The 20209-nt window shown below is 64.5% G+C and carries 16 protein-coding genes; 9 read left to right on the top strand and 7 right to left on the bottom strand.

Going from position 1 to position 20209, the window contains the following annotated elements; translation table 11 throughout:
- Nucleotides 1-158 precede the first annotated feature (158 nt).
- Nucleotides 159-581, bottom strand: a complete 423-nt coding sequence (locus tag IC608_RS11185; RefSeq protein ID WP_191775312.1) for an HD domain-containing protein — start codon at nucleotides 579-581, stop codon at nucleotides 159-161.
- Nucleotides 582-591: 10 nt separating this feature from the next.
- The gene (locus tag IC608_RS11180; protein ID WP_191775310.1) at nucleotides 592-1692 is read right to left on the bottom strand and encodes a substrate-binding domain-containing protein; all 1101 of its coding nucleotides are present in this window, start codon (nucleotides 1690-1692) and stop codon (nucleotides 592-594) included.
- Nucleotides 1693-1906: 214 nt separating this feature from the next.
- Between IC608_RS11180 and IC608_RS11175 the strand changes: the two genes are divergently transcribed.
- From IC608_RS11175 to IC608_RS11150, 6 genes are all read left to right on the top strand, one after another.
- Nucleotides 1907-3358, top strand: coding sequence for an ABC transporter substrate-binding protein (locus IC608_RS11175; protein WP_191775308.1), 1452 nt, complete (start codon nucleotides 1907-1909; stop codon nucleotides 3356-3358).
- Between the two features lie 32 nt (nucleotides 3359-3390).
- On the top strand, nucleotides 3391-4311 hold the full coding sequence (locus tag IC608_RS11170; RefSeq protein WP_210316297.1) for a carbohydrate ABC transporter permease: 921 nt from the start codon (nucleotides 3391-3393) through the stop codon (nucleotides 4309-4311).
- Between the two features lie 5 nt (nucleotides 4312-4316).
- On the top strand, nucleotides 4317-5153 hold the full coding sequence (locus tag IC608_RS11165; RefSeq protein WP_191775490.1) for a carbohydrate ABC transporter permease: 837 nt from the start codon (nucleotides 4317-4319) through the stop codon (nucleotides 5151-5153).
- A 20-nt stretch (nucleotides 5154-5173) separates the two neighbouring features.
- Entirely contained in the window at nucleotides 5174-6628 is a 1455-nt protein-coding gene (locus IC608_RS11160) for a sulfatase family protein (protein WP_191775306.1), read from the top strand.
- Nucleotides 6629-6645: 17 nt separating this feature from the next.
- A complete protein-coding gene (locus IC608_RS11155) occupies nucleotides 6646-8721 on the top strand; it encodes a glutaminase domain-containing protein (protein WP_191775304.1) in 2076 nt (691 codons plus the stop codon).
- 263 nt (nucleotides 8722-8984) lie between these two features.
- Complete coding sequence (locus IC608_RS11150) at nucleotides 8985-10052, top strand: substrate-binding domain-containing protein (RefSeq protein WP_191775302.1); 1068 nt, start codon at nucleotides 8985-8987, stop codon at nucleotides 10050-10052.
- Here the strand turns inward: IC608_RS11150 and IC608_RS11145 are convergent.
- The 5 genes from IC608_RS11145 to IC608_RS11125 form a co-directional block, all read right to left on the bottom strand.
- Nucleotides 10007-11098, bottom strand: a complete 1092-nt coding sequence (locus tag IC608_RS11145; protein WP_191775300.1) for an ABC transporter ATP-binding protein — start codon at nucleotides 11096-11098, stop codon at nucleotides 10007-10009. The two genes, IC608_RS11150 and IC608_RS11145, sit on opposite strands and share 46 nt — an antisense overlap.
- A 36-nt stretch (nucleotides 11099-11134) precedes the next feature.
- Nucleotides 11135-12610 (bottom strand): sulfatase family protein, encoded by a 1476-nt coding sequence (locus IC608_RS11140; RefSeq protein ID WP_210316296.1) that lies wholly within the window; start codon nucleotides 12608-12610, stop codon nucleotides 11135-11137.
- Nucleotides 12611-12671: 61 nt separating this feature from the next.
- Nucleotides 12672-13958 carry an ABC transporter substrate-binding protein gene (locus IC608_RS11135; RefSeq protein WP_191775298.1) on the bottom strand — a complete coding sequence of 429 codons (1287 nt, stop codon included), beginning with the start codon at nucleotides 13956-13958 and terminating at the stop codon, nucleotides 12672-12674.
- A 39-nt stretch (nucleotides 13959-13997) separates the two neighbouring features.
- The gene (locus IC608_RS11130) at nucleotides 13998-14849 is read right to left on the bottom strand and encodes a carbohydrate ABC transporter permease (RefSeq protein ID WP_191775296.1); all 852 of its coding nucleotides are present in this window, start codon (nucleotides 14847-14849) and stop codon (nucleotides 13998-14000) included.
- Between the two features lie 9 nt (nucleotides 14850-14858).
- Entirely contained in the window at nucleotides 14859-15824 is a 966-nt protein-coding gene (locus IC608_RS11125) for a carbohydrate ABC transporter permease (protein ID WP_191775294.1), read from the bottom strand.
- Nucleotides 15825-16876: 1052 nt separating this feature from the next.
- Between IC608_RS11125 and IC608_RS11120 the strand changes: the two genes are divergently transcribed.
- The 3 genes from IC608_RS11120 to IC608_RS11110 all read left to right on the top strand — a co-directional run bounded on the left by IC608_RS11120 (nucleotide 16877) and on the right by IC608_RS11110 (nucleotide 19171).
- On the top strand, nucleotides 16877-17368 hold the full coding sequence (locus tag IC608_RS11120; RefSeq protein ID WP_191775292.1) for a primase/helicase family protein: 492 nt from the start codon (nucleotides 16877-16879) through the stop codon (nucleotides 17366-17368).
- 462 nt (nucleotides 17369-17830) lie between these two features.
- A complete protein-coding gene (locus tag IC608_RS11115; protein WP_191775290.1) occupies nucleotides 17831-18322 on the top strand; it encodes a DUF927 domain-containing protein in 492 nt (163 codons plus the stop codon).
- Nucleotides 18323-18490: 168 nt separating this feature from the next.
- Nucleotides 18491-19171: a hypothetical protein gene (locus IC608_RS11110; RefSeq protein ID WP_191775288.1), complete on the top strand. Its 681-nt coding sequence runs from the start codon at nucleotides 18491-18493 to the stop codon at nucleotides 19169-19171.
- Nucleotides 19172-20209 lie beyond the last annotated feature (1038 nt).

Here is a 20209-nt window from a genome sequence, read left to right as displayed (position 1 = left end):
AGTCTTTGGTAAATCGACCCATAAGAATTTGGTGCTTCAAGCAATTTCAGAGGCTTAGGCGACCCGCATACATTTGGTATCGACAGTGGTTTTGCGCCGGGGTATTTCCTCGCAAACGCTGCGTTATAATGGCTGCTTTGGTCAGAATGGCGGGTCGCTCAGGCTTCGAGGAACATTCTGGCGAGCCGATATTTTTCCAGCCGCACCCTGTCCTTGTCGTCGAGCGCGCGCCCCAGGCGCATGATGTCGCTGTTGTCCTTGATGTCCGCCAACTTCACCTTAGTGGCGATGGCGTCGCTTTTGACTCGCCCGAGATAGGTCTGGTAGGGCTCGTTCTCGCGCTTGGTGATGGCCTCGACGGCGGATGCAATTCTGCCGCCGAACTTCGCTTCGACCTGGGCGAGATCAAACTCGTCGCCGTCTTCAACGCTGTCATGCAACAGCGCCACTACGCGCTCCGGTTCGGTCTCCATCTGCATCATCACCCGGATGGGGTGGAGAATGTAGGGCGAGCCGCCCTTGTCGAGCTGACCTTCGTGCACGTCCAGCGCGGTCCGCAGTGCGCATTCAAGCTGGTTCATTGGTGTTCCTTCATGCGCTTGAGCTTGTGTCGTGGTCGGTGCGCTGTGCCGCGGGGGCACGTGATGCTCGCGGCGGCGCGACGGATTTTCTCTCAACCAGCGGGCATTCGATCTGCAGGCGCCCGCTGATGATGCCGCTGCGGTCCTGGCCTTCGCGCTTGGCATAGATGTGGGTTATGGCGCGCCGCCCCATGTCTTCGTGCGGAACCAGGATCGTGGTCAGCGGCGGCTCGAGATGGCGCGAGGATGGGGCATCGTCAAAACCCACGACTGAAATGTCGTGCGGAATGGACAGGCCCGCTTCCTTGATGGCCTCGTAGCAGCCGATGGCCATCTCGTCGCTCGCGCAGAAGATCGCCGTCGGCGGCTCGGGCAGGGCGAGAAGTTCGCGCGTGCAGTCGTGGCCACCCGAAAGCGTCCAGTTTCCGGTGCGGACCAGTCCCGGGTCGAAGGCGATGCCGGCCGCCTTGAGGCCGCGCTTGTAGCCGCGCAACCGGTCCTTGCTTGCTTCCATCCAGCTCTCGCCGCTGATGAAGGCGATGCGCCGGTGCCGCTGGGCCGTGAGGTGGCGCACCGCGGTTTCGGCGCCCAGGGCGTGGGCGGGCAGGATGGCAGGGGCCTGGTCCCCCTTGGTGTGGCAGTTGATGAGGACGACGGGCACCGAGCTCAGTTTCTGCGGCAGGGTGTATTCGCGCGTGAAGAAGGCGGCGAAGACGACCCCCACGACCCGGTGGGCAAAGAGCAGCTCCAGCGCCGCCGCCCGGAGACGCTCGTCGTTCTGGGTGGGAAGCACCACCAGCACTGCCTCGTTCTCCCAGGCCAACTGGCGCGCCGCGTCGATGGCCCGGTTGACGATGGGATTGGAGGTGCTGTCGTCGATGACGAAGCCGATGGCCTGCAGGCCGCCGCTGCCGACCGGCGCGCGCATCCACACGCGATAGCCGAGCGCCTCGGCCGCGTCGCGCACCAGTGCCCGCGTCTTTTCGGTCACCCGCGTGCCGCCGGTTTCGTTGAGCACCATGGAGACGGTGGCCTGGCTGACTCCAGCCAACTTTGCCACGTCAACCATGGTCGGGCGGGCGCTGGCCTTTTCCGTCTTGCGTCTGTTCACTTGCCCCTCCCGACCGAGGAATATCGCAGCTTTCGCCAAAAGGAAATCGCACGATACCCGCAGGGCCTGTCCTGTTATAAAACACTAACCCGTGTTGACAACAGTTATAAATAACTACTAGCATCCTGGCGTGCTGGAGGAGCGCAGGGTCGGCCCGGCACGGGCTCGATCCGATGTCGATGCCATCCAAGGGGTGGCCGGGAGGAGAATGGAAATGACCATTTCACGGGATGGCGCTGCGCCATCTGCCGGGCTGAGCCGGCGTACGCTGCTGCAGGGCATGGCGATGCTTGGTGCGGCCGGCTTGCTGCCGGGCAGGGCGTTCGCCCAGGATACCGCCACCATCAAGTGGTGGGACATCTTCCAGCCGCTGATCCCGCTGCACGAGAAGGTCTGGACCGATTTCGCGGCCGCCAACCCGGCCAAGGTGGAGTACACCCCGGGCAATCCCGCCGACATGATGCAGTCGCTGCAGCTGGCGTTCCGCAGCAACCAGCTGCCGGATGTGTTCAGTGTGCCGAATGGCAATGCCGCAACCATCAATTCCCTGCAGGCCGCGGGCTGGTTCCAGCCCCTCGCCGACAGCTTTGTCTTCGACAAGCCGTTCCAGAAGGAAGCGCTGGCCGAGGGGTTCACCAACTTCGACGGCAAGCCCTACAGCTTCCCCATCTTCGCCATAAGGCAGACCTCGACGTCGCTGTGGTTTTTCAAGGACGATCTCGCCGCAGCCGGCATGGATGCCGAAACCGGGCCGGAAAGCTGGGACGACGCGCGCAAGGCCGCGCTGGGCGCCACCAAGGACGGCAAGTACGGATTGATCCTGCCGCTGCAGTTCGGCGACCGCATGAAGGCCCATCTCATCGATCTGGCCCAGGCCGCCGGCGCCGCTGGCGAGGTCGACTGGAAGACCGGCGACTACGCGCATGCGTCCCAGCCCTTCCTCGACGCGCTGGAGTTCCTGATGTCCTTCCAGAAGGATGGGTCGCTCCACCCTGCATCGTCGTCGGTCGACGCCCGGCAGGGGCGATCCCGCTGGGTCGCCGGCGAGGCCGCGATGTTCTTTGACGGACCCTGGAACAGCGGCGTGCTCAACGGCAGCTTCAAGGAGCAGATCGACCTGATCAGCGTCACCGGCCAGGTGCCCTATCCCAAGGACAAGGCCAGCGCCTTCAACTATCGCGCCCCGAGCACCGGCACCTTCTACATGTCGGCGCAGTCCCAGCACCCCGACCTCGTGACGCAGGTGCTGCAGATGCTCACCACGGACGAGTATTATGTGGCGCTGGCCGAGCGCATGGACCAGCCGCCGCTCGACCCGACTGCCGTCGAGCGCGCCAACGTCCACCCTGCCTATAAAAAGGTCGTCACCGGCTACCAGGAGTATGTGCGCATCGCCCCCGATCCCTTGGTGCGCAACACCGCTGTTGGCCAGGTCTATGCGGAAATGCGCGACGTCACTCCGGGCCTTGGGGAAATCCTGCAGGGCGCCTTTAGCGGGGCCTTCAGCGATCCAAAACCGATCCTGCAGCAATATGCCGACCAGATGAACCGCGAACGCGACCGCGCCATAGAGGCGGCCAAGGGCAAGGGTGCCGAAGTGTCGCGCGACGACTGGGTGTTCGAAGCCTGGCAGCCCGGCGAAGATTTCACCGCCGACAAGTACTAGGCTTCGCCTTAGCCGGCTCGGAACCGCGACCTATGCAGCAAAACTCCAAGCCGGTGATGGCACGCATCTGGGCCGACAGGTGGATCTACGTCTTCCTGTTGCCCACCCTGACGCTGGTCGGGGCTTTCACCATCTATCCCGTGGTCGCCAGCATCTGGTTCTCGTTCCTCGACTGGAACGGGTTCGAGCGCGCCGGCAGCTTCATCGGGCTGGCCAACTACAATGAACTTCTGGCCGATCCGCTGTTCTGGAATGCTTTCAAGAACACCGTGGTGTTCCTGGTTCTGGCGGTGCCCCTGCGCGTCGGGCTGGCGCTGCTGCTGGCCATCATCCTCAACGCGCATTTTCCGCTGGTGCGGGTGTTCCGCACGGCGATCTTCCTGCCCGTGGTCACCACGGCCGCGATCGTCGGGGTGGTGATGCGCTATGTGCTCGATCCGACGGGTGGCCCGCTCAACATCGCGCTGCTCAATTCGCATATCCTCGGGCAGCCGCTCAACTTTCTCGGCAGCGCGGCGCTGGCGCTCTACAGCGCCGTCGGCATCTGGGTGTGGAAGTGGCTGGGCATCACGCTGATCTATTGGCTGGCGGCGCTCCAGACCATTCCGCGCGATCTTTACGAAGCGGCCGAACTCGATGGCGCGGGACCCTGGCGGCAGTTCCGCTGCATCACCCTGCCGCTCCTGACCCCGTTCACGCTCATCATCACGCTGATCACGGTGATCGACGCAACCAACGTGTTCGATCTCATGCTGACCCTGACCGGCGGCGGGCCGTTCTACGCCACCGAGGTCATCGATATTTACGTCTATCGCCAGGCCTTCACCTCCAACGTGCCGCGGCTCGGCTATGCCTCCGCGGCGGCGATCTTCTTCGGCATCATGTTCATCGCGGTGGCGGCGGTGCAGATCATTGCGCTGCGCCGCGTCCGGAGCGGGAGGCACGACCAGTGAGCACCATGAGCCTCCGCCGGCCCGCCGGCTGGACCATCCTGCGCTACGTGGCGCTCGTCGCGCTCTGTCTGGTGTGGGTCTATCCCTTTCTCTGGCTGGTCTCGGCCTCGCTGAAATCGCCGCTCGAGGTTTTCTCCAAGGGGCTCAACCTGCTGCCCGACGTTCCGGTGTGGGAGAACTATGCGCGGGCCTGGGGGCAGGCGGGGTTCTCCCGGTACATGCTCAACACCTTCTTCGTCACCATCGGCACGGTGGTGGTGGTGGTGTTTCACACGGCACTCTCGGGCTACGTGCTGGGGCGGCACGACTTCGTCGGGCGCAAGGTGATCATCGGCATTCTGGGCGCCACGCTGGTGGTGCCGGCGGGGCTGACGGTGATCCCCATCGTCGATCTCACCAGCGCGCTGGGGCTGCTCAACGGCCACTGGGGCATCATCCTGGCGCTGGCCGGCAGCGGCCAATCGGCGGCGATCCTGCTTTATGCCGGATATTTCCGCGGCCTGCCGCGCGAACTCGAAGAGGCCGCCTTCATGGATGGGGCCGGGTTCCTGCGCATCTTCTTCTATATCATGCTGCCGCTGGCCGGGCCGGTGACGGCCACCGTGACGGTACTGACATTCCTTGCCGCGTGGAACGCGTTTCTTATCCCCCTCGTCTTCACCTTCGGCACGCCCGAGTTGCGCACACTGCCGGTGGGCATGCTCGCCTTCGTGGGCACCAATGAAACCGACTGGTCCGGCATGGCGGCGGCAGCCACCATCTCGCTGCTGCCGGTGATCGTCTTCTTCTTCTTCGTCCAGCGCTATTTCGTCGAGGGCATCGCCGGGGCCGTCAAGGCCTGAGCCCTGCCCCAGGAACAATCATGGCCCAGCCAAACATCTTGTGGATCTGCACCGACCAGCAACGCTGGGATACCTTGGGCGTCACCGGCAACCGCCATGTGCGAACCCCGGTGCTCGACAAGCTCTTTGCCGATGCGGCGTGGTTCTCCGGCGCTTACTGCCAGTCCCCGGTCTGCACCCCGAGCCGCGCCAGTTTCCTCACGGGGCGCTATCCGCGCACCACCCGAACCCGCCAGAACGGGCAGGACATGCCGCCCGACGAAATGCTGGTCACGCGGCTCCTGGCCGACAACGGCTATACCTGCGGCCTGTCGGGCAAGCTGCACATCTCGGCGGCCAATCCCAGCGTGGCGCCGGTCAGCGAGCCGCGCATCAACGATGGGTACACGGCGTTTCACTGGTCGCATCACCCGGGACACTACGGCAGCGCGCAAAACTGGCCGCTCAACGAATACAACCTCTGGCTGCTCGAGCGCGGCGCTGATTACACCGCCGACCCCTATCGCGGCTCGAAATATGTCAAGGCCGGCCCCGAGGCGCAGAACCACCAGACCACCTGGTGCGCCGACAAGGCCATCAACTTCGTCAAGGCGCATCAGGGCGCCGGCCGGCCCTGGCTGTTCTCGGTCAATTTCTTTGACCCGCATCACCCCTTCGATCCGCCAGCCGAATATCTTGACCGCTATCTGGACCGGCTCGATGAGATCGAACTGCCCAATTACCGGCCGGGTGAACTCGAGGACAAGCCCGCCTTCCAGAAGATCGACCATGAGGGTGCCTATGGCGGCAATGCCGGGATGTCCTATGACGAGATGACTGACCACGACCACCGGCTGGTACGGGCCGCCTATTTCGCCATGTGCGATCTCATCGACGACCAGGTGGGCCGCATGTTCGAGGCGCTGCGCGAGACCGGCCAGCTCGACAACACCATCGTCATCTTCATGTCCGACCACGGCGAACTGCTCGGTGACCACGGGGTCTACCTCAAGGGGCCGTTCTTCTACGAACCCAGCGTCCATGTTCCACTCGCGATCTCCTGGCCGGGGCACATTCCCGCCCGCCGCATCGATGGGCTGGTGGAACTGGTCGACATCGCGCCGACCCTGCTCGAGGCGGCGGGGGTGGAGATCTGGCCGGGCATGCAGGGCCGGTCGCTCTGGCCGCTACTCACCGGCCAGGAGACGCAGACCGGGGTCGAGGACGTCTATTGTGAATACTACAACGCCATGCCCTGGCACCGCGAACCGCACCTGCCGTTTGCCACCATGCTGCGCACCGAGACGATGAAGCTCGTGGTGAGCCATGGCGACCGGCGCGGCGAGCTCTATGACCTCTTGGCGGACCCCGGAGAAACCACCAATCTGTGGGACGACCCGGATCATCTGGCGGAAAAGGCAGAACTCCTGCAGCGCCTCTGTGACCGGATGGCCTTTACCGTCGACCCGCTGCCGCTGCGCCGCGCCCCCTGGTAGTCCCGCGAGAGAGACCCATGACCGATCCCCGTACCGCCCGCGCGCCCGCAACGCCGCTCATCGTCCACGATCCGTTCATGAGCGTCTGGTCGCACACCGATGAATTGACCCAGTCCTGGCCCACGCACTGGACGGGCAAGAACCAGTCCATGGCCGGCATGGCCCATATCGACGGCAAGGCGTACCGGTTCATGGGCCTTGTCACGCGCACCGGCGTCGACGTGCCCGCCATGCGCCAGACGGGGCGCGAAGTGACCCCGCTTCGCACCCTCTACCGCTTTGAGGCAGATGGCGTCGCGCTGACCCTGACGTTCACCACGCCCAGTTTTCCCGAGGACGTGGAGTTGATGGCCCGGCCGGCGAGCTACGTCGATATCGAGGTCGCTGCCATCGACGGTAAGTCGCACACCGTCTCCGCCTATATCGACTGGAGCACCAACTGGGTCACCGGCAACGCGGAAACCGACGTGATCTGGGGTCGCCATCGGGCCGGCACGGTCGAGGCGCTCTTCGTGGGCGCCCGCGAGCAGACGCCATTGCACCAGTCCGGCGACGAAGTGCAGATCGACTGGGGCTACCTCTATACCTCCGCCGAGCCGGGCGTGGCTGTCGACAGCGCCTTCGGCGACGCGCGAACCCTGCGCGACAGCTTTGCCCAGACCGGCACCATTCCGGCCCGCGACGACGTGCGCGACGGCCGGCCGCTACCCCTGCCCAGTCACGGGCACCGGGGACTGAATATCAACGCCAGCGGCATTCACCAGGAGCGCCCGGCCTACAATGTCTCCGCCTGGAGCCGGGACTTCGGGGCTGTCGGTTCGGCCCCGCAAGCGTTCCGGCTGCTCGTGGCCTACGACCAGGTCTATGCGCTCGAATACTTTCACCGCCGCCTGCGCCCGTTCTGGAGCCGCAAGGGGCAGTCGGCCATCGGCCTTGTGGAGCAGGCCTGGGCGGAGCGAGAGGCCCTCTGTGCCCGGGCAGTCGCCTATGACGACGATCTCGTCGGGCAACTGACCCGTGCGGGTGGCGATACCTATGCGCGCATCGGCATCCTGGCCTTCCGCCAGTGCCTTGGCGGACACGCGCTGGTGGCCGATCTCGATGGCAGCCTGCTCTACTTCTCCAAGGAGAACTCTTCCAATGGATGTCTCGGAACGGTGGACCTGACCTACCCGTCCGCGCCCTTCTTTCTGCATTTCAATCCGGCGCTGCTGGAAGCCCAGATGCGCCCGATCTGCGCCTATGCCGCGGGCGGCGCTTGGCCGTTCCCCTACGCGCCGCACGATGTGGGGCAGTTCCCGCTGGCCAACGGGCAGGTCTATGGCGGAGGCGAACTGACCGAACACAATCAGATGCCCTACGAGGAAAGCGGCAACATGCTGATCCTCGCCGCCGCGCTGCTGCAGCGGACCAACGACACCCGCTTCGTCGAGGAGTTCTGGCCGCTGTGGGAAAAGTGGGCGCGCTATCTCGTCGAAAGCGGCATCGATCCGGAAAACCAGCTCTGTACCGACGACTTTGCCGGCCACCTGCCGCACAACACCAATCTGTCGATCAAGGCCATCATCGGCATCGGCGCCTTCGGCAAGATCTGCCAGCGCCTGGGCAAGACGGCAGAGGCGGAGAAGTATTTTGCAGTGGCCCGCGACTGGGCGGCACAATGGCCCAAATTGGCCGATGATGGCGCAGCGTTCCGGTTGGCCTTCGACCAGGCCGGATCATGGAGCCAGAAGTACAACCTCATCTGGGATCGCATCCTGGGCCTCGGGCTGTTCCCGGCCGAGATCGCGCGCAAGGAAGTGGCCGCCTATCGAAGCCGGCAGGACCGCTACGGCCTGCCGCTCGATAATCGCGCGCACTACACCAAGCTCGACTGGCTGGTCTGGACCGCCTGCCTCACCGGCGACCAGGCGGACTTCGAGGAGCTGCTGCAGCCCGTGGCGGCGTGGCTCGACGCGGCGCCACAGCGCGTGCCGTTGTCCGACTGGTTCGACACGCAGACCGGCAAGCAGATCGGCGTCGGTGGTTTCCGCAGCCGGCCTGTCGTGGGCGGCACCTATATCAAGCTGATGCTCGACAGCGCCGGCCCATAAGAACGGTTCGACCCGCCTGTGCGGCAGACGCGGCGAGGCGGTTGACCGTCCCCTGGGGGAAGGCCACCGCGCGGCAACGCCGGGGCCGGTCCACCAGGGATGATCGGGCGCGCACAGCGCTGGTTGCCGAAAGCCGTGTTGCTGGACAAACTGGCGCTCCCCAAACCGCATAAACCTGTTATCAGAAACAGGGTCGTGGGGCCCGCACCGCACCGCGCCGGAAGGGTCATGGGCGAGTGGCGGGTCGGCAAGATGAGACGGGCGTGAAGAAGCGCGTGAAGATGATCGATGTGGCGCGCCGCGCCGGGGTCTCCCAGACCACGGTGTCGCTCGTGCTGAACAATGTCACGGGGGTGCGCATCCCCGACGCCACGCGCCGCCATGTCATCGAGACCGCCCAGCAGCTGGGCTATTCCCCTGGCCCGCTCCTCCACGAACTCGCCAAAGACGGCGTGCCCATCGTGGGTGTGCTGATTAACGAGATTTCCTCCGCCTATCCCATCGACATCATCGATGGCCTGCACGTCACGGCGCGGTCCGCCGCCATGCAACTGGCCGTGTTCGTGACTGATGGCGTCATCGAACGAGAAGAAGAGGCCCTGCAGTCGCTGACGCGCCTGGGCGTGCGGCACGTGGTCTATGCCAACACCTTCACCGCCGCCGTGCATCCGGCTGCGGGACTGGATGGCTTCCGCCATGTCTACGTCAACTGCTTCCGGCGCGATGGCGCGGGTACGGCCATCATTCCCGGCGAACGGGCGGCGGGCTTTGCCGCAGCGCAATATCTGGTGCAGACCGGCTGCCGACGGCTGGCTACGATCACCGGGGATGCCTGGCATTCCAGTGCCCAGCGGCGGCTATCGGGATTTCGCCGCGGCGTGAGGTCGGCCGGGCTGACTCTCGATCCGGCGATGGTGATCCATGGTGACTGGGGACATGAGCTCGGCCACCGGGCGATGACGGAGCTGCTCGCCCGGGAGATTCCACCCGATGGGGTTTTTTGCCAGAACGACATGCTGGCGCGGGGCGCCCTCGTCGCCATAGCTGAAGCCGGGCTGCGGGTGCCGCAGGATGTCGCCATCCTCGGGATGGACGATCGAGAGTTCGCCCGTCATCACGGCCTTTCAACCATGCTCCTGCCGCACGCCAGCATGGCCGAGCGCGCGCTCGACATTCTCCTTGGCGACCGGCCGCCCGACCCGCCCCAGATTATTTCGGTGCGCTGCCCGCTTATCCCGCGCGCCACGACGGCACAACCCGAACGGCCGGCCGGCAGGAAAACCGATCAGCCGAGCCGCGGCAGCGCGTCGCCGCTGGCGTCGAAGGCGTAAAGGTCGGTCGAGGCGGCAGACAGGCTCACCCGGTCGCCCTTGGCAAAGTCCTGCGTCTTGGACAGTTTGGCCAGCACCGGCTGCCCCAATCCGGCGGCGACATAGAGGATGGTAACCTCTCCCAGATGTTCGACGAGTTCCACCATGCCAGTGATCAGCGCCGCGCCTGCCTCGGCAATGTGCAGGCTTTCGGGGCGCACGCCCAGCGTACCCGCTTCGGCGCCGGAGCGGCCGCCGCTGCCGAAGGCGATGGCCGTCTGTTCGGCGCCGTCGATTTGAACCAGCGTCCGCTCACCTTGATGTTCGAGCCGGCAGGGTAGGAAGTTCATTGCCGGTGAGCCGATGAAGCCGGCCACGAACAGGTTCGCCGGAGACTCGTACAACTCGACGGGCCGGCCGACCTGCTCGACATTGCCGCCATTGAGCACCACGATGCGGTCGGCCAGGGTCATCGCCTCGACCTGATCGTGCGTGACATAAATCATGGTCGTGTCCGGCAGCCGCTCCTTGAGCTTGGCGATCTCGATGCGCGTGGCCACGCGCAGGGCGGCATCAAGGTTCGACAGCGGCTCGTCGAAAAGAAACACCTTGGCCTCACGCACGATGGCACGGCCGATGGCGACCCGCTGCCGCTGCCCGCCTGAAAGCGCCCGCGGGCGACGGGAGAGGTATGGCTCTAGCTGCAGCATGGCGGCGGCATTGCGCACCCGCCGGTCGATTTCCGCCTTGTCGACATGGGCGATGCGCAGGCTGAAAGCCAGGTTTTCATAAACGCTCATGTGCGGGTAGAGCGCGTAGGACTGGAACACCATGGCAATGCCGCGCCGGGCTGGCGCAATGTCGTTGGCCACGACGCCATCGATGCTGAGCGTGCCGCCGTCGATGCCCTCGAGCCCGGCGATCATCCGAAGCAGGGTGGATTTGCCACAGCCCGAGGGGCCGACAAAGACCACGAATTCGCCCTGTTCGATGTCGAGGTCGATGGAGGAAATGACTTCCACCGATCCGTACGACTTGCGGACATCTTTCAGACCAATGGCGCTCATGCGAGGCACTCCGATGCGGGTTCTGGATCCGGGCGATCAGGCATGGTACCAGCCGTGCTCCGGCACCTTGGGCAGGTACTTGGCCCGGGGCAGGCTGTCCTCGGTCCTGATGCTCCAGGCGAGCAAGGTTTGCAGCATGTCCATCTGCGTCTGGGCGTGCTGCGGCTGGCCGAAGAGATTGTCCAGCTCCCCGGGGTCGGCCTCGAGGTCGTACAGTTCGCCATGTCCCATGACGTCGAACAGCAGCTTCCAGCGCCCCTTGCGCACCATCTTGAGATTGCCGCTCTGGGTCACCGAATTGAGCTCGTCGATGACTTTTCCCTCATAGGGAAAATGCAGCTCCGGGCGCTCGTCGGTGACATAGGGCAGGCTGCCGATGCCGAGCTCGGCATAGATGCTGGAAAACTCCGCGGCCGGATACCTCTCGCCGGTGAGCATCGGCCAGAGACTGCGGCCCTGCACGCCGAAGGGAATATCCCGGCCCAGCGCCTCGCACAGCGTCGGGAAGAGATCGACCAGCGAGACGAAGTCGGTCTCGTTGAGGTCCTGCTGGACCCCCGGTCCGCGGATGATCAGGGGGACGCGCACGAGGCATTCGGGCAGGCCCGCGCCCTTGCGCTGCAGTCCGTGATCCCCGGCATAATCGCCGTGATCGGAGAGGAAAATGAGGATGGTGTTGTCGAACTGGCCACTGGCCTTGAGATGGTCGACAAAGCGCGCCACCTGGTCGTCGATCATGCGCAGCATGCCGGCATAGACGGCGCGGTATTTGCGCCACTCCGCGTCATAGCCAGGCCGCTTTTCCTCGAACAGGGTCTGCAGCCACTGCCAGTGGCCGCCGCGGGCGATGGTGGATTGCGGCGAGCCGACCCGTTCCGGCATGTCCTCGGGCGAGAACATGGAATAATAGGGTTCGGGCGCCTGGTAGGGATTGTGCGGCTCGGGCAGCGAGAGCCACAGGAAGAAGGGTTTTTCGCGGTTTTTATCGACGCAGGTGATGGCGTCGCTGACGATGCGATAGCACAGCTGGTTTTCCAGCGGGAACGGCGTCGGCGCATCGGCGACGTGATGGTCGAGATCGAACAGCCACTGGTCGAAGGCCTGCTCCTGCGCATTGGCGCGATCGGCCGGGCCGTTTGTGTGGCTATAGGGGCCGCCGTGGAAATCGAAGGCGCCCGCCTCGAGATAGCTGTGGTTCTTGCCCGCCAGATTGACGCTGTAGCCCGCGTCCCGCAGCATGCCAGGCAGGTCCTTGCTGAAGGTGATGCTTTCGGCCGGGCTCCAGTTCTGCTTGACGCGGCTGGCCTTGGGGAAGCGCCCGGTGAGGAGGCTCGAACGCGCCGGCGTGCAGGTGGGCATGGGCGTATAGGCGCGCCGGAAGCGGGTGCCGGTGGCGCCCAGCGCTTCGACGAACGGCATCGTGTCGGCCGGAAAGCCCTCCGAGGCGAAGAAATCGGCGCGCTGCTGGTCGGTCATGATCAGCACGATATTGGGCTTGGCGGTCTGGGCCAATCTGGTGTCTCCGGGCGTGAGGGGGACGGGGCCTGGTCAGCCCCGTCCGGAGGTTCGGGCGTCAGCCGAGGACGAAATCGGCTTCGTCGAAATAGGAATCGGCGGCCGCTTCCGGCGTCGTCCGCTCGAACCCGACTTCGCCGTTGAGGCGGCCGAGCAGGGCTTCCATCTCGCCGTGCCCCTTGATCCAGCGCGGCGTCTCCGGCGAGGCCACGGCGCGTAGGTCGTTGAGATAGTTCAGCACCTTCGTGCTGGGCGCGTCGGACGTTTCCGCCAGGATCGCCGCTGCCTTGTCCGATGCCGGACCGCCCAGCGTCAGCCCGAGGATGGCGATGGCCTCCTCGTCGTTGAGGAGGAAATTGATCAGCTTGGCCGACTGCTCGACATTGGCCGAACGGGCGGGGCAGACCCAGAAGTCCAGCGCGCGGATCAGGTGGCCGTTGTTGGCGCCGTCCGCGAGGCTCGGGCAGGCGTTGATCCCCAACTCCTCGGTCATCAGGGCCTGGAAGAACACGAGCTGCTGGTTCCAGCCGATCTGCATGGCGGCGAGGTCGCGGACCATGGGGGCGTTCTGGAAGCCGGCGCTTTCCGCCGTCACGGCTGGGGGTGGTGCACCGCGCTCGGCGCGCAGGGCCTGCCAATAGGTCAGCCAGTCGATGAGGTCGGCCTTTTCAAAGCCGAGCCCGCCTTCCTGACCGTAGAGCGACTTGCCACGCTGCGTCAGGAACACTTCGAACAGGCCCGCAAAGCCGCCGGCGTCGTTGACGCCGTAGTGGCCCTCGCCGCCGGCCTGGCCGAGCGCGATGGCCATTTCCCGGAAGCTGTCCCAGGTGAGGTTGTCCAGCGATCCGGTGACGCCGGCCGCGTCGAGCTTGGCCTGGTTGTAGAACAGCCCGACCGCGATCTGGTTGTTGCCGATGGCGTTGACCGTATCGCCCATGGTGCCGATCTCGACGACGCCGGGGTAAAGCGCGCTGGTATCGATGACGCTGCCGATAAAGGGCGTCAGATCGGCCAGCTGGCCGCGCTCGATATAGTCGAACAGATAGGTCATGGAGTGGCGGTGCATGTCCGGAGCGCCGCCGCCCGAATACTGCACGGGCAGCCGGTCATAGAAATCGCCGAACGGGGCGAATTCCACCGAGACCGGAATATCGGGGTTCTTCTCGGTGAACAGCGCCAGCGCCTTCTGCATGCGGTCATGCGTGTCCTGCCCGCCATACCAGGCCGCCTTGATGGGCGTCGACTGGGCGAAGGCGGGGATGTTCGACCCCAGCCAGAGCGCGACGGCGCCCCCGATGCTGAGCTTGATCACCTCGCGGCGATCCAGGCGCGGTCCTTTGGTCATGGTGTAGTCCTCCTCAAGGGTTCTTGTTGACGCACGGGCTCACCCTTTCAGCCCGGTCGTGGCGATGCCTTCGGCAATCTGTTTCTGGAAGATGACGAAGAGAATGAAGAGCGGCAGCAGCGTGACGACGGACATGGCGAACAGCATGCCCCACGCCGACTCCCCGCTGGTGGCGTCGATGAAGAGGTTGAGCGCGAGCGGCGCGGTGTAGCGCTCCACCTGGCTGAGATAGATTAGCTGCGAGAAGAAGTCGTTCCACGTCCAGAGGAAGGTGAAGATGGCCACTAGCACCAGCGCCGGCCTGCAGATCGGGAAGATGATGTAGAAAAAGATTTGGTACTTGTTGCACCCGTCCATCTCCGCGGCCTGGTCGAGATCGCGCGGAACGCCGCGGATGAACTGCACCAGGAGGAAGATGAAGAAGGCATCGACCGCGAAGAATTTCGGCAGCACCAGCGGCAGGATGGTATTCACCATCCCCAGGTTCTGGAAGACGATGTATTGCGGCAGCACGGTCACGTGGAACGGCAGCATCAGGGTAACCAGCATCAGCCCGAAGGCGATCTTGGAGAACGGGAACTGCAACCGCGCGAAGGCATAGGCCGCCAGCGAGCAGGAAAAGAGGTTGCCCACGATCGAGAGGATGCAGATCACGGCCGAGTTGAGCATGAAGGCCCCGAATGGGATGCCGACCCGGGTCCATCCGTCCGCATAGTTGGCCCAGGTGAAGCTCGAGGGAATGAGGCCCGGCTCGCTGAAGATGAGCTGTTCGGGCTTGAAGGAACTGGCCACCAGCCAGAGCAGCGGATAGCTCATCAGCAGCGCAACGGCCACGAGGGCAACGAGACGGACGGTGCGGCCGCCGCTGGACCGCTGGGAAATCGACGTCATGGCGGCCTCCTAGCTCTCGTAATGGACCCAGAAGCGCGACGCCCAGAACGCCAGGGCCGTGAACGCGCCGATGATGAAGAGCAGGATCCAGGCCATCGCCATGGCGTAGCCCATGCGGAAATTCCGAAAACCCTCGAGGTAGAGGTAGAGCGTGTAGAACAGCGTCGAATCCACCGGCCCGCCGGTGCCATCGCTGATGACATAGGCCGGCACGAAGGCCTGGAAGGCCGTGATGGTTTGCATGACGAGGTTGAACAGGATCAGCGGGCTGAGGAGCGGCAGCGTGATGCGGAAGAAGCGCTGCACCGGATTGGCGCCATCCATGATGGTGGCTTCCACGACCTCCTTGGGGATTTGTCGCACCCCGGCGAGGAAGATCACCATGGGCGCCCCGAACTGCCACACATGGAGCAGGATGAGCGTGCTGAGCGCGTAACGCGGGTCGCCGATCCAGCTCGTGCCCTCGGCGCCGAACACGCCCAGCACCGCGTTGACCAGCCCGTCCGAACCGAACAGTTGCCGCCAAAGCACGCCGATGGCGACACTGCCGCCCAACAGCGAGGGCAGGTAGAAGACGCCGCGGAAGAAATTGGCGAGCCGCGTGGTCGCCGAAAGGCTCACCGCTATGATGAGGGCAACAGTCACCGAGAGGGGCACCGAAACCAGCACATAGACCGTGGTGACCTCGAGCGAATGCAGGTAGCGCGCGTCCCGTGTGAGCAGCCTCTGGTAGTTCGCCGTGCCGACCCAGCGCGGCACCGAGAGCAGGTCGTAATTGGTGAATGAGAGCACCGCCGAGCCGATCATCGGCAGCGCCGTGAGCAGGACCATGCCCAGGAGCCATGGGGTAAGGAACACTAGCGCCGCGCGCCAGTCACCGACGCTCGAGGCACTCCGTCCCACGCCCCGGCTTCGCAACGGCCACGCCCGTCCCCCTCGGCTCACCGCCATTGCTCCGCCCCCGTCGCGGCGCATGGGAATGCCGCCTGCGGGCAAAGCGAAGTGGCCTCTGCCTCACTGAACCAGCTGAGATCAGCCTTGTTTGCCATCAGTCCCCCCGGCGACGCAGCACGACACATCCCTCCGCACGGCCCGAAGCCGTGGCGGCAGAAGCCTCCGATGCCGCTGAACGCCCACCGCCGGCATCCTCCTGCCGGCGTTGCTAAATTTCTTTAGCAGATTGCGCATGGGGCCTCGCCTTGTCAAGCGGGGCGGCGATCACTTACGCAGGCAAAGACGCTCGGACCCGCCCGTGAGGGGGACAAAAGGCTTGTCGCCGCAAGGGTCGATGACGCGTCGAGCGCACTCGGTGTGGTCGGCCGTTGCTCCCTACGGGTTTATCCCGGATCGGCGGACCAAGATCGTCACCGAGCTTGCTGCCATACGTGGGTCTGCTGTGGCGAGTTGTGCTTCCCTACCAATGTCACAGCGCCGCTTGGTGCGTGAGGCTGGTGGTGGCGTTGAGCAGACGCGCCACCTCGTTACGGCTCAACACCACCGGCAGGTTGCGGGGCGGCTCACCCGCACCAGCTTGCGCGCCGGATCGGGCCGATCGAGGGTATTGGTGAAGAAGAACCGCAGCGCCTAGACCACGCTGTTCATGGGGGGCACCGGCACGCCGGCCTCACTCTGGGCCATCTGGAACTGGCGAACATCTTCGGTGGTCGCGGTATCCGGCGGTCGCCGCAGGAAGCTGGCGAAGCGCTCAAGTCACGGATGTGGTTGCGCTGGGTCGCCACCAAGAAGTCGCGCATGTTCATGTCGTCGATCAGCTTCTGGCTCAGCGGGCTGACGGGGACGTTGGAAAGAATTGTGGTCATTGTTTGGCTCCCGGGTTGAAGGAGCCAAAAGGGAACGCCTGAACCAGGCGATCCTCAATCAAGCCGTGGCGACCGATGCCTTGCCGTTATCTCACCGCGCGCACCCTCCCGCGCGGCTGCTCATTCACCGGCCCCATTTCGGACCAACGAGGTCCACCAGAACGCCTATCTCATCGTTAAGCGTTTGGTACCTGGGGGCAGAAGACTATGGTCGCGATACCGGTGTTTGTGCCTTGCCAGGGATGGCCTCACCTTACGTGCATGAATGCGCATTACAACCATGACCTGACCCTCGAGCCACCTACCGCCGACAGCGCGTCGGACGTCGCCTTTGCATGGGCGCGCTGCCCGGCCGCAGATCCTTCGCATGCCTATCTTGAGCGGCACAGGTTGCCGCCGATGATGCTCCGGCAGATCGGGCGTTATGTTGTGGCGCCGCTGTCCGATCTTTCCGAAACCATCGTCGGCCTCCGCCTTGTCGACCCTTCGGGCGCCAGCGATGCCTGGCCCCCAAAGGCAGTGGACGCCCCGGTCCTACTGGGCAGCCTGCGCCGCGCTGCCGAGGCCATCATTGTTCGAGGCGGGCTCGCGGATGCCATGGCGATACATGTGGCGTTGGGCTTTGTGTCCTGCATCTTCCACCTGAAGCGGATGCAGCAAATCTGCGCCACCGGCTGCTGGCGACGCATCCGGGGATGAAGGTGCTGGTCGCCCAGAATTGCGTCGCCACTTTCGGCCAGATGGCTAGCGCCGGCGATAGGCTGGAGGAGGTCATCGTCCCGCCCCCATATGTCGGCTGGGCTGAGCTCCATGCTATTCGTGGCCCAGGCGCCATCCGCTCCTGGATCGATGACCCCATAGTGGCTTTTCACAAGGTCGCAATGCCGAAAGGCTTGGTCGTGCGCCGTTCCGGTGCCTGGCTGATGTCTCCTGAGAAGCTTGGATCGACTCGGGTCAGCGGTCCGGTCGCTGCTGTTGCCCTTGCTCATGACGAGCGGCAGGTCGGCTGGCGCCGCGTCCTGTGGTTTTGTGATCGTGATGGGCGCGAGCGGCAAATGACCGTGCCCGAGGAGCATATGCTCCTGTATCCACGCAAGGTGATCGGTCGCCTCGTCGACGCAGGGCCTCGATCTGGCTCGCCCGGATCTGGCGCCGGCGCTGGTGGCCGAGCTCGCCCGAACGCAGGTCGAACGCAGGTTCATGGTCGTGGACCGTGGTGGTTGGCATGGCGATCACTATGTCGGATCGCACGGCACTATTGGCTCGGATAAAGGTGCACTGCCGGTACGGCAGGGAGTTTTCAGGCCAGCCATGCGTACAGCGCCCCATGCGCTCGATTCCTGGCGGCGGGACATTGCGGCTTTCGCCGAGGGCAACAGCCGGTTGACGATTGCCGTTGGCGCAGCCTTGGGTGGCCTGGCCATCGGCCTGCTGCAGGGCCAGGCTAGTTTTGGTGTTCACCTGCGCGGTCCTTCCAGCATCGGCAAGTCGACAGGCCTTCGAGTGGCTGGGTCCATATATGGCCCGCCGCGTAAGGAGATCCGCTCCTGGAGTGCCACCGAGGCGGGACTGGAAGCGGTCGCGGCGCGCCACCATCATCGTACCCTCTTCCTCGACGAGCTCGCGCAGATCGCACCCGATGCAGCCGTATAGGCGGGATATCTGCTGGGGAATGGAGCAGGGCGTGAACGATCGGGGAGTACTGGCCGGGGTCTGCCCACCCAGACCTGGCAACTGACCTTCCTGTCATCGGGGGAGATCGGCCTCGAAGACAAGATCGCCGAGCGCGCGGGTGCGCCGGTCATGCGCGAGGGACAGGCGGTGCGGCTGATCGATCTCAACGCGGATGCCGGCAAGAGGCATGGATTGTTCGACACATTGCATGGCCATGCCAGCGGTGCGGAACTGTCCGACTATCTCAACCGCGCCGCGGAGGCCTCGCTGGGCGAAGTCGAGCAGGCCTTTGTTGCGGCTCTCGCCGAGGACGCCGATCGGTCCCGGGCCTTGCTGGCCACCTATCGTGAGCGCTTCATCGCGGACCATCTCCCTGACGATGCGGATGGCATCACCCGCCGGGTCTTTTCCAACCTGGGATTGCTCGCCGCCGCCTGCGAGGTGGCCAGCAGATTTGGGGTGCTGCCGTGGTCGGAAGGCAGCGGCATGGCGGGCGTGGCCGTCTGCGCATGGGACTGGCATAAGGCGCGTGTCCAGCACCGGCCGGTCTCTCCTGTTGAAGTGGCGCGGTTCTGGTTGGAGCTGAATATCGGCATGCTGACGCCTTGGGAGGCCGGAGAGAGGCCGGGGACCGTGTTGGGTTATATCCGCGCCAGGCCGCACGTGGCCTACCTTCTGCCCGAGGGATGGCGCGCCTTGTGTGGCCAGATCCCGGCCCTTTGCATGAAAGGCGAGTTGATCCGCATCGGGATGCTAAGGCATGCGCCGGCACGGCCGCCGGGCGGTAAGCTGCAGAAATTCTACATCATCGATCTGGACCCGAGATAACAGCGGTAACCTGGTAACCCGCCCACGCCACGGCCACGGCAGCTGTTACCTCTGTTACCGTGTTACCGCGGGTCCGGGTTCCATTTCTCAATCCGCTTTCTGTACTCCTTCCCGCTTTCACGGGGACGACGGATACGAGCGGTGGTGGTGTTTTTGCCGAGCCTCGAACAGGACCGGTCCGACCAGCCGGTCGGCGGTCTGGCGCATTGGTCGGGTGCAATCTTCCGTCCGGCATGTTGATGCAGCCGTTAGAGGCTGCTGGCCCCGATGGGGTCGGCAAACAGGGGCCCAATCTGGAATTCAGGCTATTGGTGCCTCAGACATTCGACGGGTTGTCCCTGTATCCCGCCTGACCGGTTTTCGACATCACATGGCGTCGCTCTCACAAGCTCATGGAACTGGTTGATCGGCTCGAACGGCTTGCGAAATTTGCCGAACGAGTTTTCGTCGCGCAAATAGGGGCATTCGACGACCTTTGAAGACGCAAGGCGGCTCGTACGCCAGATACTGAGCGATCATGATCGCAGCCACAGATCTGAAAGGCTTTGAGACCAGGCAATTCAACGGTCAGCATGTGCCTAACAGCTGAAGCTAGGCTATGGACCGGCGTTATCGATCATTTGCGGGAAACCCGGCCTGTCCAAGGGGCTAGAATTGCGCAATCACTGGCCGGTCCCTGGCAAGTCGCCGAACCATCCTCGAGGCGCCTTAGTCCTGAGAACAAAGCACAAGCATTGCCGTTGATAGGACGAAGAACGTTGGCTCTCCTGATCAGCGTCGGTCCAATTCCGGGCCGGCCCCGAGGCCGGGTCTCCCTATGAAGCGCTGGTTCGTTCAGGCGCACCAGAGGCGGCTTGCAAGGTGCGCTAACACCTTGCCAGCCTAGCCAAGGGTACTCACTGCTCACACAGGAGACACCCAATGGCTGATGCCATTTTGGGCGCTGATGCGCCCGCCCGCAAGATCGCTTCGAGCGATATCCTCCACACCCGGTCGGTCATGGCCCTAAGGGCTCGTCGCCGATCCGCGTCTTAGTGT

It is taken from the genome of Devosia oryzisoli (assembly GCF_014837245.1).
In the GTDB taxonomy this organism is placed as follows: domain Bacteria; phylum Pseudomonadota; class Alphaproteobacteria; order Rhizobiales; family Devosiaceae; genus Devosia; species Devosia oryzisoli.
This window is presented reverse-complemented; position numbering and strand designations above follow the sequence as displayed.

Excerpts from the sequence above, each read along its gene's own strand:
- IC608_RS11135 (WP_191775298.1), bottom strand. The coding sequence starts at position 13,958 with ATGACCAAAGGACCGCGCCTGGATCGCCGCGAGGTGATCAAGCTCAGC.
- IC608_RS11165 (WP_191775490.1), top strand. The coding sequence starts at position 4,317 with ATGAGCCTCCGCCGGCCCGCCGGCTGGACCATCCTGCGCTACGTGGCG.
- IC608_RS11130 (WP_191775296.1), bottom strand. The coding sequence starts at position 14,849 with ATGACGTCGATTTCCCAGCGGTCCAGCGGCGGCCGCACCGTCCGTCTC.
- IC608_RS11170 (WP_210316297.1), top strand. The coding sequence starts at position 3,391 with ATGCAGCAAAACTCCAAGCCGGTGATGGCACGCATCTGGGCCGACAGG.
- IC608_RS11175 (WP_191775308.1), top strand. The coding sequence starts at position 1,907 with ATGACCATTTCACGGGATGGCGCTGCGCCATCTGCCGGGCTGAGCCGG.
- IC608_RS11155 (WP_191775304.1), top strand. The coding sequence starts at position 6,646 with ATGACCGATCCCCGTACCGCCCGCGCGCCCGCAACGCCGCTCATCGTC.
- IC608_RS11125 (WP_191775294.1), bottom strand. The coding sequence starts at position 15,824 with ATGCGCCGCGACGGGGGCGGAGCAATGGCGGTGAGCCGAGGGGGACGG.
- IC608_RS11120 (WP_191775292.1), top strand. The coding sequence starts at position 16,877 with ATGGTCGCGATACCGGTGTTTGTGCCTTGCCAGGGATGGCCTCACCTT.
- IC608_RS11185 (WP_191775312.1), bottom strand. The coding sequence starts at position 581 with ATGAACCAGCTTGAATGCGCACTGCGGACCGCGCTGGACGTGCACGAA.
- IC608_RS11145 (WP_191775300.1), bottom strand. The coding sequence starts at position 11,098 with ATGAGCGCCATTGGTCTGAAAGATGTCCGCAAGTCGTACGGATCGGTG.
- IC608_RS11160 (WP_191775306.1), top strand. The coding sequence starts at position 5,174 with ATGGCCCAGCCAAACATCTTGTGGATCTGCACCGACCAGCAACGCTGG.